The organism is Streptomyces sp. NPDC055632 (genome assembly GCF_053618675.1).
In genome coordinates, this window is sequence record NZ_JBSHHY010000040.1 from 13512 (window position 1) to 26184 (window position 12673).

A 12673-nucleotide genomic window follows, 5' to 3' on the forward strand; every position below is an offset into this window, starting at 1 on the left:
ACTCCTACGCGACCCAGCAGTAGACGCCCTGGTCATGGCGCCGGGCGCTGCTGACGAGGCCAGCCAGATCACCCACGATCGCCTCGGCGATCTCCGTGTCGATGGCCTCGCCATCTTCCGCGCGCAGCTGAGCCCACGAGGCGGCGACGTCACGCAACCTGGAGTGCCCAGCATTCGCGAGTGCAGTGGACAGGCGAGGCGAGATCGCGAAGACGACGCACCCGTCGTTGTCCTGGCCCGCGACGATGCGAGGCTCACCGGCATCGACGAGTTCTTCGAAGCTGGCGCCGGCCAGAAGGCATTCCCACTCGACCACGGCCTCTTCGGGATCGAAGTTACCGAAGGAGAGCGACTCGAATGCCCGTCCCGGCCCGGTTTGGAGGGTCAGAGCCGCTGACGTGTCGTCCGGCGCCACGAAGAGCTTCACGATGATGCTCACCCGGGCATCATGCCCGACTGCCCACAACCATGATCGGCCGGACAAGTCCTAGGCGACCGTGAACAGGCCGCCGGGGACGTGGACGGCGACGACGGCCGCCGCAGAGGGCAGGTCGTGCTCAGGGTCGTGGCGGGCGGGGTCGGCGGCGTAGCGCTCGTACTCGGCGCGCAGGCCGGCCTCCGCGTCGCCGTGTCCGGCGGCCGCGCGGGCCAGACGGCGCGCGGCGGTGCGGGTCCAGGCCCGGACGGTGCGGGTGTCGCCGACGCCGTCGAGGAGGGCGTAGGCGCGGGTGCCGTCCGGCATCGTGCACACCGCCGTCGCATCGCACTGGAACACCCGGTCCCCGGGCCGCCGGGCGACTGCGTGCGGTTTCACTGCCCGGTCCTCGTCGGCGTCCTCGCTCATGGCAGAAGCCTTCCAGAACGGGAGTCGGATCGGGGCGCTTCGCTGCAGGCGCCTACAGGCCGGTGCCGGTCCCGGGGTCGGTCGGCACCAGGACGACGCGCTGAACGCCCGTCTGGAGGTATTCCGGTCCCTGGCTGCCGCCGGGATCCCGGCCGAGCATGCGGACGAGTTCGCTGCGGCTGACTACTGCCAACCTGCTCTATCTCACGGGTCCCGACAACGCCGAACTCGAACGTGGTGCCGATGTCCTGGCGAGGGGTTACGCCGTGGCCGGCGCGGCGGTGGGGACGGCTCCCTGGGCGGTGCCGGCCGGGTGGGGCCGTACAGCATCGGCGGGCAGGCGGTGTTCCACGCGGATCAGGAGGGCGGTGGCGATGGTAGAGGTGATGATCAGGGCTGCCCAGGGCAGCCGGCCGTCCATCGTGAACAGGATCGTGAACAGCGAGGGCGCGACGGCCTTCGCCAGGGACCAGGAGATCTGGTAGGCGGCCATGTAGCGGCCGCGCACGTACTCGGGAGCCGCCGACATGGCGAGGACGTCGGCCGCGGGACTGTGGATCAGTTCGCCGAGTGTGTAGACGACGATCACGGCGGCGAGAGCGGTGCCGAGCACCGGGCCGGAGGTGGGGCGGACGGTACCGAGCGCGATCTGCGCGGCGAAGGCGGCGGAGAACAGGGTGCCACCGAGAACTGCGGCCCGGGTCCGGCGGGCACCGGTCCGCCGGACCCGGCTGCCGACGTATACGCCGGCCAGTGCGCACAGCACGGTGTTGACGGTGAACGCGGAGCCGGTGAGGACAGCGGGTGCGTGCAGCCATTCCAGCAGGAACAGCGGGAAGAGGATGGACAGGGCAGAGTAGCTCAGCGCGTTGAGGAAGTTGGCGCCGGTGAGGATCAGGAAGGGTCGGTCGGTGAGGACCAGCCGGTAGCCGGCTCGGCGCCGGGCCGCGGTGGAACGTACCGGCCGCAGGGGGCGCAGCAGCAGCGCGGCCAGTGCGAAGACCAGGGCGTTGCCCCAGGCGGTATAGGTGTAGCCGGTGGGGCCGGTGAAGGCGATGACCAGCGAGGCCAGAAGCGCGCCGGCGCCGTTGCCGCCGTTCTGCAGGGCGCGGGTGGCCGCCTGGAGCCGGTCGCGGTCCGCGCCGCTGGCGACCTCGCCGATCAGGGATTGCTGAACTGCGGGGAAGGCGCGGTCGGCTGCGGCGGTGACTAGTGCCACGGCGGCGAACGCGGGCAGGGAGTGGGCGACGGGGTAGAGCGCGAACCCGATAACCCGCACGCCGTACAGCGTGTACTGCACACGTTTGGCCCCGCACCGGTCGACGGCAGCACCGGCAAGCGGCAGCGCGGTCAGGCCCGCGAGGCCGGTGACGGTGAGAACGGCGCCGACGACGGTGAAGGACAGCCCGGTGATGGCGTGGAAGAACACCAGCGTGAACGGCACGTACAAGCCGGTGCCGATCCCGTTGACGGAGGCGGCGACCGGGAGAGCCCACTGTCCTGGTACGCGATCCTGCTCTTTCACAGCACTTCCTCCCCCATGACAGCTTGACTGTAAGTAGCTTAGCGCTAAGCTACTTACAGTCAAGCTACTTTTGAAGGGCTCCTGACCCTGCTTGATCCGGACGTCATCATGGAGATCACGGCGGTCATCTCATTCGTGATCCGCCGGTTCATCACCCGCGATCTACTGGTCGGCCCTGTTCGGCGACCCGAAGGGCACGCTCCACCACCCCGGCCGGCCTCCGTTCGCAGAGGGCGGCATGGGTCCTTCTACGCGCCAGCCATGCGGTCTGTCCGCCACAGCAGCAGCCTTTGCAGCATGAACGCAGCCATCAGAAGCACGCTTGGCAGGATCTGATCGAGCACGCCCGCGTTCTGGGCGACGAGACAGCCCATGCCGGCTGCGGCCGTGGCCCAGCAGATCGCCTCGCGCCAAGCACGTCGCCGGGCAGCCCTGACCGACATGAACACCGCGGCAGTGACAAAGACGCTCAGGAAGACCGATCCGGTCCAATGGCCAGGCATGATCACATGATTTCATGCCCAGCTCTCCAGCCTCAGACTTCGGGATGAGGCGGGTGAACGCGTCCGCGAACCCGCCGTGCAGGGCGGTGTCGATGATCACCGGAAGTCCTTCGGTGGAGGGCCGGCGGAAGGCGGCCGGATAGCGTCGCAGGTGACGCCACCCCCGCTTCTCTCAGCAGACGAGAAGCCATCCAGACGGGTACCGATGTGGCACGAGGGCGACAGGCGGGCGTCTGGGCCGCCTCCTCCGGATCGCCTCGCCTACCGGACGAAGACGACGCGGGCACGTGAGGTGTGAACCAGTGAGCTTGTGCCAACATCGCGGGATGCTGCGACTCACCGATTTCATCATCGACTGTCCGGACACGATGGACCTGGCGGCCTTCTACTCCGCGGTGACGGGCCGTCCGGTCAAGGAAGACAGCTCGGCGGACTGGGCAGGCATCCGGTTCGGCGAGATCGAGCTGGCGTTCATCCGGGTGGACGACTACCGCGCTCCGCAGTGGCCCGACACCGAGCACCCCAAACAGTTCCACCTCGACTTCGAAGTGGACGACATCGACTCCGAGCAAAGCCGTGTCGTCGCCCTCGGCGCGACACTGAAGCAGGACTTCATCGGCCCCAACGGCTACGGCTGGCAGGTCTTCACGGACCCCGTCGGACACCCCTTCTGCCTGTGCCGCAACAAGGGCGTCGTCTGGAGCGATCAAGGACCAATCTGGCCCGAACACGGCTAGGCCGATCCCTTCAGGTCAGCAAGAACAGGAAGCGCTGCACGGCACTCTGAGCGCCTTGCGCGCCACACCCGGACAAAGGGCGGGGCACGGCGGTAGGGGGCGTACAGGCGGCAGAAAGGGCCGAAGAGCGGTTGGAACGCGCCCCCTCGATCGGCGAGCGGTCAAGGGGGCGCGATCTTGGGGAGCAAGGCCCTCAAAGGGGGTACGCGCCTTCGATCCGAGCGGGCCGGCCTCCGGGGAGGGCTGTCACATAAGGCGCTGCCGCATACGGCGCCAGGTGGGGGCTGGGATCAGAAGTGCCGTTCTCAAGACAGTGGAGCGGAGCGGGGTGTACCGCCCCATGACAGCCACGCCCGCCCCCGGTACCGCCCCGTGTCAGTGACCACGCCCTCACTCAAAGACCGACCAACGAAAACACACCCACCTGGCATACCGTCACTGACACCAACCCACTGACACCAACCCGGCACATCGCAGTCATCTGTGCCCCTGCAGGGTGCCCGGGGCACGATCGTGTCAGCGACCGGCTCGGGCAAGACGGTCACGGCTGCCGCGTGCGCGCTGGAGTCGTTCGCGGACGACCGGATCCTCGTGACCGTGCCGATCGCCGCCCTGCTCAACCTCGACCACGGCCAGATCGACCGGGAGCAGGACTACTACAGCCTCTCAACCGTCCTGTCCCAGTCCGGACTGCCGGCCGACTGGACCCCGGCCTCCTGACACCTGGCAGTCCGGTTCGGCGCAGCACGCAACTGCCGCGCCGCCCCCGACAGCCAAGGCACCGGCCCGACCGGCGCCGCCGGCACCAAACAGCTACCGAAAAGGAACACAACACCACGAAGATCCGTATGGCCGTCGTGACCACCGTCGCGGCTGCTGCCGTCCTCATCGGCTCCACCGGCACTGCGCAGGCCGCGCAGCCGTCCACCGATCACCTGCCCAAGAGCGTCAGGTCCTGGAGCGCCGCCTGGAACGGCACCGACCCCACCGCGCTCGGCGCGCTGTTCACCACCGACGGCACGTACACCGATCACGCGATCGGGGCCACCATGACCGGCCGTGAGCAGATCTCCGGGTGGAAGGCGCGCACTGACGCGATGATCGAAGACGTCCACGTGACCGTGCAGGCCGCCTGGCGCGACGGCGGGCACTGCATAACGATCCAGGCGGTGTACGCCGGACACATCAAGGGTGCGCCGAAGTCCTTCTCAGTGCCCCTGGCCACCCTGCTGGACACCAATGGTCACCAGATCACCGCCGACCAGGACTTCTACAACCTCGCCGAGGTCCTGGCCCAGTCCGGACTGCCCGCCAACTGGGCCCCGGCCGCCGGCTGAGGTCGGCACACCTCTGACAGTCAGCATGGAAGCGCAGGCTTCAGCGGCACCTCCGGGCGCTGAAGCGGCTGCCTATCGGTCTGGCCCCGCGCGAGCGCGGGGCCAGACCGATAGGCAGCCGCACCGTGATGGCCTTCATGCCGCTGCCACCACCGTCGGCGTGCGGGTGGCCTCGATCGTGCGGACCAGGGGAGCAAGCCGCGGGTCCTCGGCGGCTTTGGCGAGGGCTTCGCGCAGTGCGGCCTCGTTGGTGGGGCGTGCCTCTTCGAGGAGCTTCAGGCCCTGCTCGGAGACGTTGGTGTAGATGCCGCGGCGGTCGGTGGGGCACAGGTAGCGCATGAGCAGGCCGCGGTCCTCGAGGCGGGTGACCAGGCGGGTGGTGGCGCTCTGACTGAGGACGACGGCGTCGGCGACCTGCTTCATCTGCAGGTGGCCGCCCTGTGCGTCGTGCTGGCGGCTGAGCACGTCGAGCAGGGAGTACTCACGCACACTCAGTCCGTGTCCGCTCTGGAGGGCGCGCTCCAGGTGGGACTCGATCCGGCCGTGCAGCAGGGACAGAGCGCACCAGCCGTGGGCCAGGGCGGTGAGTGCGGGGGAGGTGGCGGTCATCGGGGCTCCTTCGTCGAACCATCCCCTTAATAGTTGCACACGACGGTTAATGCATGTAAGGGTTAACCCTGCTTGCATTACCCAGCGCTTGCAATTATCGTCGTTCGACGTAACCGCCGCATGCAATCATCTGGAAGGTGCTTCCCCATGCCACTCGCGCTCCTGGCCCTTGCCATCGGGGCCTTCGGGATCGGCACGACCGAATTCGTGATCATGGGGGTGCTGCCCCAGGTCGCAGGAGACTTCGGTGTCACCATCCCGACGGCAGGCTGGCTGGTTTCCGGCTACGCGCTCGGCGTCGTGATCGGCGCCCCGCTGCTGACCGTGCTCGGCACCCGGGTATCCCGCAAGAAAATGCTCATGTTCCTCATGGGCCTGTTCATCGCCGGCAACGCACTCTCCGCCGCTGCCCCCAGCTTCGGCCTCATGCTGACCGGCCGGATCGTCGCTTCCCTCGCACACGGCGCGTTCTTCGGCATCGGCTCCGTCGTCGCCGCCGACCTCGTCGCCCCGCAGAAGAAAGCCTCCGCGATCTCCCTGATGTTCATGGGCCTGACCGTGGCCAACATCGTCGGCGTCCCCGGCGGCACGTACATCGGCCAGGCCGCCGGCTGGCGCGTCACCTTCGGACTCGTCGCAGCCCTCGGCGTCGTCGGCCTCCTCGGTGTGGCCAAGCTCGTCCCCGAGACCGGCCGCCCGCAGTCGGTGAGTGTCCGCGGCGAGTTCGCCGCCTTCCGTAACGTCCAGGTCTGGCTCGCGATGGCGATGACCGTCCTCGGATACGGCGGTGTGTTCGCCGCGATCACCTACATCACGCCGATGATGACCGAGGTCGCCGGCTACACCGAGAGTGCGGTGACCTGGCTGCTCGTCCTGTTCGGCGTGGGCATGTTCCTGGGCAACCTGCTCGGCGGCAAGTTCGCCGACCGCGCCCTGATGCCGATGCTCTTCACCGCGCTCGCGGCCCTCACCGCCGCCCTGCTTGTGTTCACCGTCACCGCGCACAGCAAGGTCCTCGCCGCGATCACCCTCTCCCTGATCGGCGCCCTGGGCTTCGCGACCGTGCCGCCGCTGCAGAAGTGGGTACTCGACCAGGCCTCCGCCGCCCCGACCCTCGCCTCCGCCGCCAACATCGGCGCCTTCAACCTCGGCAACGCCCTCGCCGCCTGGCTCGGCGGTGTCGTCATCGCCGCAGGCCTCGGCTTCACCGCCCCGAACTGGGTCGGCGCGATCCTTTCCGGCACGGCGCTGCTGCTTGCCTTCCTCGCGGCCCGCCTGGACCGGCGTACCCACAGCGCGGGCCGCGCCGCCGCCGAGGCCAAAACGGCGGCCGAACCCGCCGCCGCGACCATCTGACCCCTTGTCCCCGAGCCCCCCGGGACATCCCTCCGAGAAGGAACCCCGCATGAGCACGACCATCGCACCGGCCCCGACCACCCCGCTGACCACACAGGATGCCGAACTTTTGATCGACTCCGCCCGGCGCGCCGCCGAGGCCGCCGGAGTCACGGTCAGCGCCACCGTCCTCGATGCCGGCGGCAACCTGCTCGCCTTCCGCCGCGACGACCAAGCCGTCCTGATCTCCGGCGAGAGCAGCACCCGCAAGGCATACACCGCCCTGCAGCTGAACGCGCCCACCGCCGACCTGGTCGACCTGGTCAAACCCGACGGACCGTTCCACTCCCTGCCCACCGCGCTCGACAAGCCGCTGCTCTTCATCGCGGGCGGCGTACCCGTCCACCGCGACGGCCGGCTGATCGGCGCGATCGGCGTCGGCGGCGGCGCCCCCGAGCAGGACCACGGCTTCGCCACCGCCGCGCTCACCGAGCTGGCCGAGCAGACCGAGCCCGCCCGGTGAGCCGCACGCCGCAGGAAGTCTTCGCCGACCACGGCAACCGGCTCGGCACCGGCGACCTGGAGATGATCAGCCGGAACTACGCCGAGGACGCCGTCTTCCTCACGCCCGAGGGCACGCTCACGGGACGTGAGGGAGTACGGCGGGGCATCGGCAGGCTGCTCGCCGACCTGCCGGACGCCGACTGGCAGCTGACCCCGCAGTTCGCCGGTGACGTGCTGTTCCTGCAGTGGAGCGCCGCCACCGACACCCACCAGGTCACCGACGGCGTCGACACGTTCGTCTTCCGCGACGGACTCATCAGCGCCCAGACCGTCCGCTACACCCTGACCCCCCGTACGACCCGCACCACCGCCTGAAAGGTCATCCGCACCATGGCACCGAACAGCACCATCCCCACCGTCACCCTCAACAACGGCGTCGAGATCCCGCAGCTCGGCTTCGGCGTCTTCCAGGTCCCCGACCAGGAGACCACCACCGCCGTCGCCTCCGCCCTGGAGGCCGGCTACCGCTCCATCGACACCGCCGCCGTCTACGGCAACGAGACCGGCGTCGGCAAGGCCCTCGCGGCCTCCGGGATCGCCCGCGAGGACCTGTTCGTCACCACAAAGCTGTGGAACGCCGACCAGGGCTATGACGCCACGCTCCGCGCCTTCGACGCCAGCCTGGCCAAGCTGGGCCTTAAGTACGTCGACATGTACCTGATCCACTGGCCCACCCCGGCCCGTGACCTGTACAAGGAGAGCTGGAAGGCCATCGAGAAGCTCGTATCCGAGGGCCGGGTCCGCACCGCGGGCGTCTCCAACTTCCAGCCCGACCACCTGAAGCGGCTCATCGACGGCGCCGAGCTCGTCCCGGCCGTCAACCAGGTCGAGCTGCACCCGGGCCTGCAGCAGAGCGAACTGCGCGCCGTGCACGCCGAGCTGGGCATCGCCACCGAGGCGTGGAGCCCGCTCGCCCAGGGCGCCGTCCTGGGCGACGAGGCGATCACCACGATCGCCGCGCGCCACGGCAAGTCCCCGGCCCAGGTCGTCCTGCGCTGGCACCTCCAGCTGGGCAACATCGTCATCCCCAAGTCGGTGACGCCCGAGCGCATCCGGCAGAACCTCGACGTCTTCGACTTCACCCTCACCGACGATGAGATGACCGCCGTCGCCGGCCTCGACCGCGACCTGCGCACCGGCCCCCACCCGGACCAGCTCAACTGACCCAGCAGGGACGGCGGCTGAACCGCCCCTGACGGGTTGCCCCGCCTCGCGCGGGCGGGATGGCAAATCCCGCCCGCGCAAGCGCGCTCATGGACCCCCGGCGCGCACCCCGAACGCCCGCCGCCCCCCACCGCACTCCCGACAAACCGAACCCCGAAAGCCGTGCCTGCGATGCACCACCCACCCACCGCCCTCGACCGGCTCATGAGCCCCACGGGCCTGCCGACCCTGGGCCTCGAACTGCCCCTCGACAACGACTGGGGCAGCACCCGGATCCGCACCCTGCGCACCGACCCGTCCAGCGCCGGCCGCCCCTTCGGCGTCGCCGACCTGACCCGCCACACCGACCTCGCCCGGCTTGCCGACCAGCAGGGCTTCGCGGGCCTGTGGGTACGGGACGTGCCGCTGTACGACCCCGAGCAGTTCGGCGACGCCGGTTCCGTATTCGAGACGTTCACGCACCTCGGCCACCTCGCCGCCATCACCGAGCGCGCCGTCCTCGGCACCGCGGCCGTCGTTCTTCCGCTGCGGCAGCCACTGCTCGTGGCCAAAGCCGCCGCGACCGTCGATGTCCTCTCCGGCGGGCGCTTCGTCCTGGGCCTGGCCAGCGGCGACAGGCCGGTCGAGTACCCGCTGTTCGGCAAGGACTTCCACGCACGCGGTGCCACGTTCCGTACCGGGGTGCAGACGCTGCGCGCCGCCTGGGCCGCACGCACCGGAAACGAGGGCATGAGCCTGCCAGACCTCGGCCTCGACGCCGCCCGCCGCCTCGACGTCCTGCCCAAGCCGACCGGCCACTGCGTGCCCATCGCGATCGCCGGGCATGCCCAGCAGTCTGCCGAGTGGATCGCCGAGAACGCGGACGCGTCCCTCAACTACCCCCGTCCGCTCGGAGCGTTGAGGCTCAAAACGCGGGAGTGGCAGGCACTGATGGCCAAGGCACCGAAGCCGTACCTCACACCCATGCAGCTGGACCTCACCGAGGACCCCGCCACCCCGGCGAGCGCCATCCGCCTCGGCCTGCGCACCGGCAGCCAGGCACTGGTGGAGCATCTGCGCGCGATGGGCGAACTCGGCGTCGCTCACGTCTCCTTCAACCTGCGCCCCGGCAACCGCCCGGTGGACGAAGTCCTCCAGGAACTCGCCGAGACGACGCTTCCGCAGTTTCCCTCCCCCGCAGCCAAGATCACGGCCGCCGACTGACCGCCGCTCACGCATGCGGACAACGAGACATGACCCAACAAGCCCTCGCGAGATGAAAGAGGCTCACTGGCGGGTTCGCACATTGTGGACCGATGCCCCGCGGCCTGGACGCATGCACGAGGCCACGGCCGCCCGCGGTGAGGGCATCGCCGTCTGCTTCCAGTACTTCTCCGACGTCGGGGTTCTCCTGGACGACGGCTGCCTCGGTCTGCGCCGCGACCATCGCGAGCGAGCGATCACACCACCAGAAAACCCCGCCCGGCAGCGTTGCCAGGCAGAGTCGAACAGTGGGAACGCAGCCGCTACGGGCACTTCTGCGACCGCATCGCGGTCGGACACGTCCTCGCCGATCGCAAACGCTGGAAGCAAGTGCTCCACTGGGCCCACCGCCGCGACCGCCCGGCCGACACCTACCGTGCCATCGTCTGCCTCGCCTCCGACCGCACCGCTCATGCCTGAGCCGGGCCCTTCGACGGACCAGCACGCCTCACCCGCTATCACGCCCCAACTCGTTGTGACATGGCTTCCGCATGAGGTGAGGTGGGTCAGGAGCGGGGGCTGCTCGGGTCGGTCATCGCGGCGAGGACGCGATGGTGCACGTCTTTCAGTACCAGGACGAGCGTGACGAGGATGACATCGAGGATCAGTACCGAGACCAGAGGCGGCAGGTGGACGGCCGCGGCGCATGCTGCGGCACAGGCGAGACAGGCCAGGAGCCGGGCGCCCCAGGCGCGGCCGGTCGTGACGTAATACCACCACGCCTGGGTGAGCAGATACACGACAGGACCGCCGAACAGCAGGAGGCCTAGAGTGAGGCTGCCGTGGCCGGTGGGGTGGCTGATCACCAGTTCGGCACCGACAGCCAGGGCGACGAGTCCGGCCAGGGTGCCGTACTTGCCGTTCACCGCGCGTCGGACAGGCTGCAGAGGGTCGTCCGTGGCCTCGACATACTGGGACACAATCTCCTCGCCGCCGCCGAAGTATGTGCCCCACAAACACACCAGGGCCACGAATACGCCCAGTGCCCCGGTCACCGTGGCCACGGTGACCGGGGCGGCGGAGATAGCCGCGCCGATCGTCAGTACGGTCTCGCCCAGCTGCAGGGTGAGGAACAGGCGCACGCGTTCGACCATGTGGGCAGCGTCGAAGGAGAGGTTCTGGGACGCCAGGACGGTGCGGGGCAGAGGGTGCGCCAGCCATACGCCGGTCAGGTCGACCGCCGCCGCAGCCCCCCACCAGGCCAGCCGTGGTCCGTGGTCCATGGCCGCGCCGATAAGCCACAGGGGTACCGAGACGGCAGCCCATGCTGTCGCACGCCAATAGTGGTGGCGCAGGACCGGTGAGGGGGCGCTCACCGCGGCCACGATGTCGGTCAGGAGCAGGATGGCCACCAGCGGGACCGCGAACGCCCATGGCCGCTCCGCGAAGGCGTGCGGGATCTGGGCGTTCATGAACAGGCCCAGGCCCATTACCGCAAGGATCAGTCGCCGGGTCCGGGGCTTGTCCACGTCCAGGAATGTGGCGTCGAAGCTGGTCAGCGCCCAGGTGCTGAGTACCGCCACCAGCATCACCGCGGTCTCGGCGGCCCCGCGCCAGGACAGTTCGGCATGCAGGTGCTCGGCGAGCTGGCCGACCGCGAAGACGAAGACGAGGTCGAAGAACAGCTCCAGCGGGGAGACGTTCCGGCGCGGGAGTGCGAATGACGCGCTGCTCATGCCGGCCCGCCTGCCACGGACTCGGTGTGGCTCGACATAGGTTTACGATCCGCCGAAACGACAAGGCGCGCAATAAGAACCTCAGGGAAGAACTGTTCACTGCCGCCCTCTGCGGGCTGGGCGAAGGGATGCTCCATGGCTTCCGCCGGCACCTCGATGGATCTCACCCGGGCCGCTCATGTCGGGATCTCGGTCTCCGACCTGGATGCCTCGATCGCGTTCTACACGGCCTTGACCGGACGGGAACCCGCCGCGCAGGGAACCATGAACAGTGTCGCCTTCGGCCGCTCCCAGGGGCTCGCCGATGCGAACCTGCGGTACGCGACGATCAACATCGACGGCCTTGGCATCGACCTCATCGAGTTCCAGGATCCGGCGGGCGAGCGGACGAACGGGGCGGCGAACCGTCCCGGTTCCATGCACCTGTGCTTCAAGGTCGACGACTTCGACGCGGTGTACCGGCGGATGAAGGAAGCCGGGTACGGCTTCCTGGGCGACGACTACACCTTCCTTGCCGGAGAGGTCACCCCGGACGCGGCCCTGGGCACCAAGGTCGCCTACTTCAACGACCCCGACGGCACCAACCTGGAGATCATCGAACCCAAGGGCGGCTTCGCCAACTAAGAACTCGCACCAGACAGCCGCGGCCCGGACGCGCACAAGGCGTGTCCGGGCCGTGCGACGATGCGCGGCTCAGGCGGCAAGTGCCTGATGGAGGGCGTCCAGGCCGTCGCGGTAGATGCCCGCGAAGAGGCCCTCCGCCTCGGCATCGGTGACACCGTCGGGGCTGAAGCGGCCGGACCACTGCACCTCGGCGAGGTCGTCACGGCCGGGAACGGCATGGACGCGCAGGGTGGAGATGTAGCCGCCGACGGGGAACGGCGCTTCGAGGATGGCGTAGCTGTAGTGGCGCCCAGCCTCGTCGAAGCCGATCAGGCGCTCGATGATGATGTCGCCGTCGGAGTTGGTCAGGCGGCGGACCCGGCCGCCTTCGAGGGCGGTGCTCTCGGGGATGTAGGGGAGCCAGTCCGGGAGGGCATTGAAGCCGCCGATCAGGTTCCAGACCTGCTGGGGGGAGGCGGGAACGACGCGGGAGACGGACGTGGAAGCCATGGCGGTGCTCCTGGCGCTGCGCGT

Annotated in this window: 18 protein-coding genes; 10 read left to right on the top strand and 8 right to left on the bottom strand. The window is 69.2% G+C overall.

Features of this window, described 5'->3' with window-relative positions; translation table 11 throughout:
* Positions 1-4 precede the first annotated feature (4 nt).
* The 5 genes from ACWGSR_RS32595 to ACWGSR_RS32615 all read right to left on the bottom strand — a co-directional run bounded on the left by ACWGSR_RS32595 (position 5) and on the right by ACWGSR_RS32615 (position 2872).
* Positions 5-439: a hypothetical protein gene (locus tag ACWGSR_RS32595; protein ID WP_453572063.1), complete on the bottom strand. Its 435-nt coding sequence runs from the start codon at positions 437-439 to the stop codon at positions 5-7.
* Between the two features lie 48 nt (positions 440-487).
* Positions 488-844, bottom strand: a complete 357-nt coding sequence (locus tag ACWGSR_RS32600) for a hypothetical protein (protein WP_453572065.1) — start codon at positions 842-844, stop codon at positions 488-490.
* Positions 845-896: 52 nt separating this feature from the next.
* On the bottom strand, positions 897-1037 hold the full coding sequence (locus ACWGSR_RS32605; RefSeq protein WP_453572068.1) for a hypothetical protein: 141 nt from the start codon (positions 1035-1037) through the stop codon (positions 897-899).
* Positions 1038-1103: 66 nt separating this feature from the next.
* Entirely contained in the window at positions 1104-2369 is a 1266-nt protein-coding gene (locus tag ACWGSR_RS32610) for an MFS transporter (protein ID WP_453572071.1), read from the bottom strand.
* A 248-nt stretch (positions 2370-2617) separates the two neighbouring features.
* Positions 2618-2872: a hypothetical protein gene (locus ACWGSR_RS32615; RefSeq protein ID WP_453572073.1), complete on the bottom strand. Its 255-nt coding sequence runs from the start codon at positions 2870-2872 to the stop codon at positions 2618-2620.
* A gap of 326 nt (positions 2873-3198) precedes the next feature.
* Here ACWGSR_RS32615 and ACWGSR_RS32620 point away from each other — a divergent pair, with 326 nt between their 5' ends.
* From ACWGSR_RS32620 to ACWGSR_RS32630, 3 genes are all read left to right on the top strand, one after another.
* Positions 3199-3609 carry a VOC family protein gene (locus ACWGSR_RS32620; protein ID WP_453572076.1) on the top strand — a complete coding sequence of 137 codons (411 nt, stop codon included), beginning with the start codon at positions 3199-3201 and terminating at the stop codon, positions 3607-3609.
* A gap of 483 nt (positions 3610-4092) precedes the next feature.
* Positions 4093-4329 (top strand): DEAD/DEAH box helicase family protein, encoded by a 237-nt coding sequence (locus ACWGSR_RS32625; protein WP_453572079.1) that lies wholly within the window; start codon positions 4093-4095, stop codon positions 4327-4329.
* A 128-nt stretch (positions 4330-4457) separates the two neighbouring features.
* Positions 4458-4946, top strand: a complete 489-nt coding sequence (locus ACWGSR_RS32630) for a nuclear transport factor 2 family protein (RefSeq protein WP_453572082.1) — start codon at positions 4458-4460, stop codon at positions 4944-4946.
* Between the two features lie 135 nt (positions 4947-5081).
* On the opposite strand, the gene ACWGSR_RS32635 is transcribed toward ACWGSR_RS32630, so the two are convergent.
* A complete protein-coding gene (locus ACWGSR_RS32635; protein WP_453572085.1) occupies positions 5082-5555 on the bottom strand; it encodes a MarR family winged helix-turn-helix transcriptional regulator in 474 nt (157 codons plus the stop codon).
* Between the two features lie 147 nt (positions 5556-5702).
* Here ACWGSR_RS32635 and ACWGSR_RS32640 point away from each other — a divergent pair, with 147 nt between their 5' ends.
* From ACWGSR_RS32640 to ACWGSR_RS32665, 6 genes are all read left to right on the top strand, one after another.
* Positions 5703-6911 (top strand): MFS transporter, encoded by a 1209-nt coding sequence (locus ACWGSR_RS32640; protein ID WP_453572088.1) that lies wholly within the window; start codon positions 5703-5705, stop codon positions 6909-6911.
* A 49-nt stretch (positions 6912-6960) separates the two neighbouring features.
* Positions 6961-7413: a GlcG/HbpS family heme-binding protein gene (locus tag ACWGSR_RS32645; RefSeq protein WP_453572091.1), complete on the top strand. Its 453-nt coding sequence runs from the start codon at positions 6961-6963 to the stop codon at positions 7411-7413.
* Positions 7410-7769, top strand: a complete 360-nt coding sequence (locus ACWGSR_RS32650) for a nuclear transport factor 2 family protein (RefSeq protein WP_453572094.1) — start codon at positions 7410-7412, stop codon at positions 7767-7769. The genes ACWGSR_RS32645 and ACWGSR_RS32650 overlap by 4 nt, the downstream gene beginning before the upstream one ends.
* Before the next feature lie 15 nt (positions 7770-7784).
* Positions 7785-8618 (top strand): aldo/keto reductase, encoded by an 834-nt coding sequence (locus ACWGSR_RS32655; RefSeq protein ID WP_453572097.1) that lies wholly within the window; start codon positions 7785-7787, stop codon positions 8616-8618.
* A 171-nt stretch (positions 8619-8789) separates the two neighbouring features.
* Complete coding sequence (locus tag ACWGSR_RS32660; RefSeq protein WP_453572100.1) at positions 8790-9821, top strand: TIGR03571 family LLM class oxidoreductase; 1032 nt, start codon at positions 8790-8792, stop codon at positions 9819-9821.
* 267 nt (positions 9822-10088) lie between these two features.
* Complete coding sequence (locus ACWGSR_RS32665; protein ID WP_453572103.1) at positions 10089-10280, top strand: transposase; 192 nt, start codon at positions 10089-10091, stop codon at positions 10278-10280.
* Positions 10281-10366: 86 nt separating this feature from the next.
* Here the strand turns inward: ACWGSR_RS32665 and ACWGSR_RS32670 are convergent, their stop codons facing one another.
* Positions 10367-11536: a low temperature requirement protein A gene (locus tag ACWGSR_RS32670; RefSeq protein WP_453572106.1), complete on the bottom strand. Its 1170-nt coding sequence runs from the start codon at positions 11534-11536 to the stop codon at positions 10367-10369.
* A gap of 135 nt (positions 11537-11671) precedes the next feature.
* On the opposite strand from ACWGSR_RS32670, the gene ACWGSR_RS32675 reads away from it, so the two are divergent.
* Entirely contained in the window at positions 11672-12160 is a 489-nt protein-coding gene (locus ACWGSR_RS32675) for a VOC family protein (protein ID WP_453572109.1), read from the top strand.
* Between the two features lie 69 nt (positions 12161-12229).
* Here ACWGSR_RS32675 and ACWGSR_RS32680 read toward each other — a convergent pair whose 3' ends face one another.
* The gene (locus ACWGSR_RS32680; RefSeq protein WP_453572112.1) at positions 12230-12649 is read right to left on the bottom strand and encodes an SRPBCC family protein; all 420 of its coding nucleotides are present in this window, start codon (positions 12647-12649) and stop codon (positions 12230-12232) included.
* Between the last annotated feature and the right edge of the window lie 24 nt (positions 12650-12673).

Bases quoted from the DNA above. Each gene is read 5' to 3' on its own strand.
- ACWGSR_RS32660 (WP_453572100.1), top strand. From the start codon at position 8,790: ATGCACCACCCACCCACCGCCCTCGACCGGCTCATGAGCCCCACGGGC.
- ACWGSR_RS32655 (WP_453572097.1), top strand. From the start codon at position 7,785: ATGGCACCGAACAGCACCATCCCCACCGTCACCCTCAACAACGGCGTC.
- ACWGSR_RS32615 (WP_453572073.1), bottom strand. From the start codon at position 2,872: ATGCCTGGCCATTGGACCGGATCGGTCTTCCTGAGCGTCTTTGTCACT.
- ACWGSR_RS32635 (WP_453572085.1), bottom strand. From the start codon at position 5,555: ATGACCGCCACCTCCCCCGCACTCACCGCCCTGGCCCACGGCTGGTGC.
- ACWGSR_RS32640 (WP_453572088.1), top strand. From the start codon at position 5,703: ATGCCACTCGCGCTCCTGGCCCTTGCCATCGGGGCCTTCGGGATCGGC.
- ACWGSR_RS32680 (WP_453572112.1), bottom strand. From the start codon at position 12,649: ATGGCTTCCACGTCCGTCTCCCGCGTCGTTCCCGCCTCCCCCCAGCAG.
- ACWGSR_RS32645 (WP_453572091.1), top strand. From the start codon at position 6,961: ATGAGCACGACCATCGCACCGGCCCCGACCACCCCGCTGACCACACAG.
- ACWGSR_RS32670 (WP_453572106.1), bottom strand. From the start codon at position 11,536: ATGAGCAGCGCGTCATTCGCACTCCCGCGCCGGAACGTCTCCCCGCTG.
- ACWGSR_RS32600 (WP_453572065.1), bottom strand. From the start codon at position 844: ATGAGCGAGGACGCCGACGAGGACCGGGCAGTGAAACCGCACGCAGTC.
- ACWGSR_RS32675 (WP_453572109.1), top strand. From the start codon at position 11,672: ATGGCTTCCGCCGGCACCTCGATGGATCTCACCCGGGCCGCTCATGTC.
- ACWGSR_RS32630 (WP_453572082.1), top strand. From the start codon at position 4,458: ATGGCCGTCGTGACCACCGTCGCGGCTGCTGCCGTCCTCATCGGCTCC.
- ACWGSR_RS32620 (WP_453572076.1), top strand. From the start codon at position 3,199: ATGCTGCGACTCACCGATTTCATCATCGACTGTCCGGACACGATGGAC.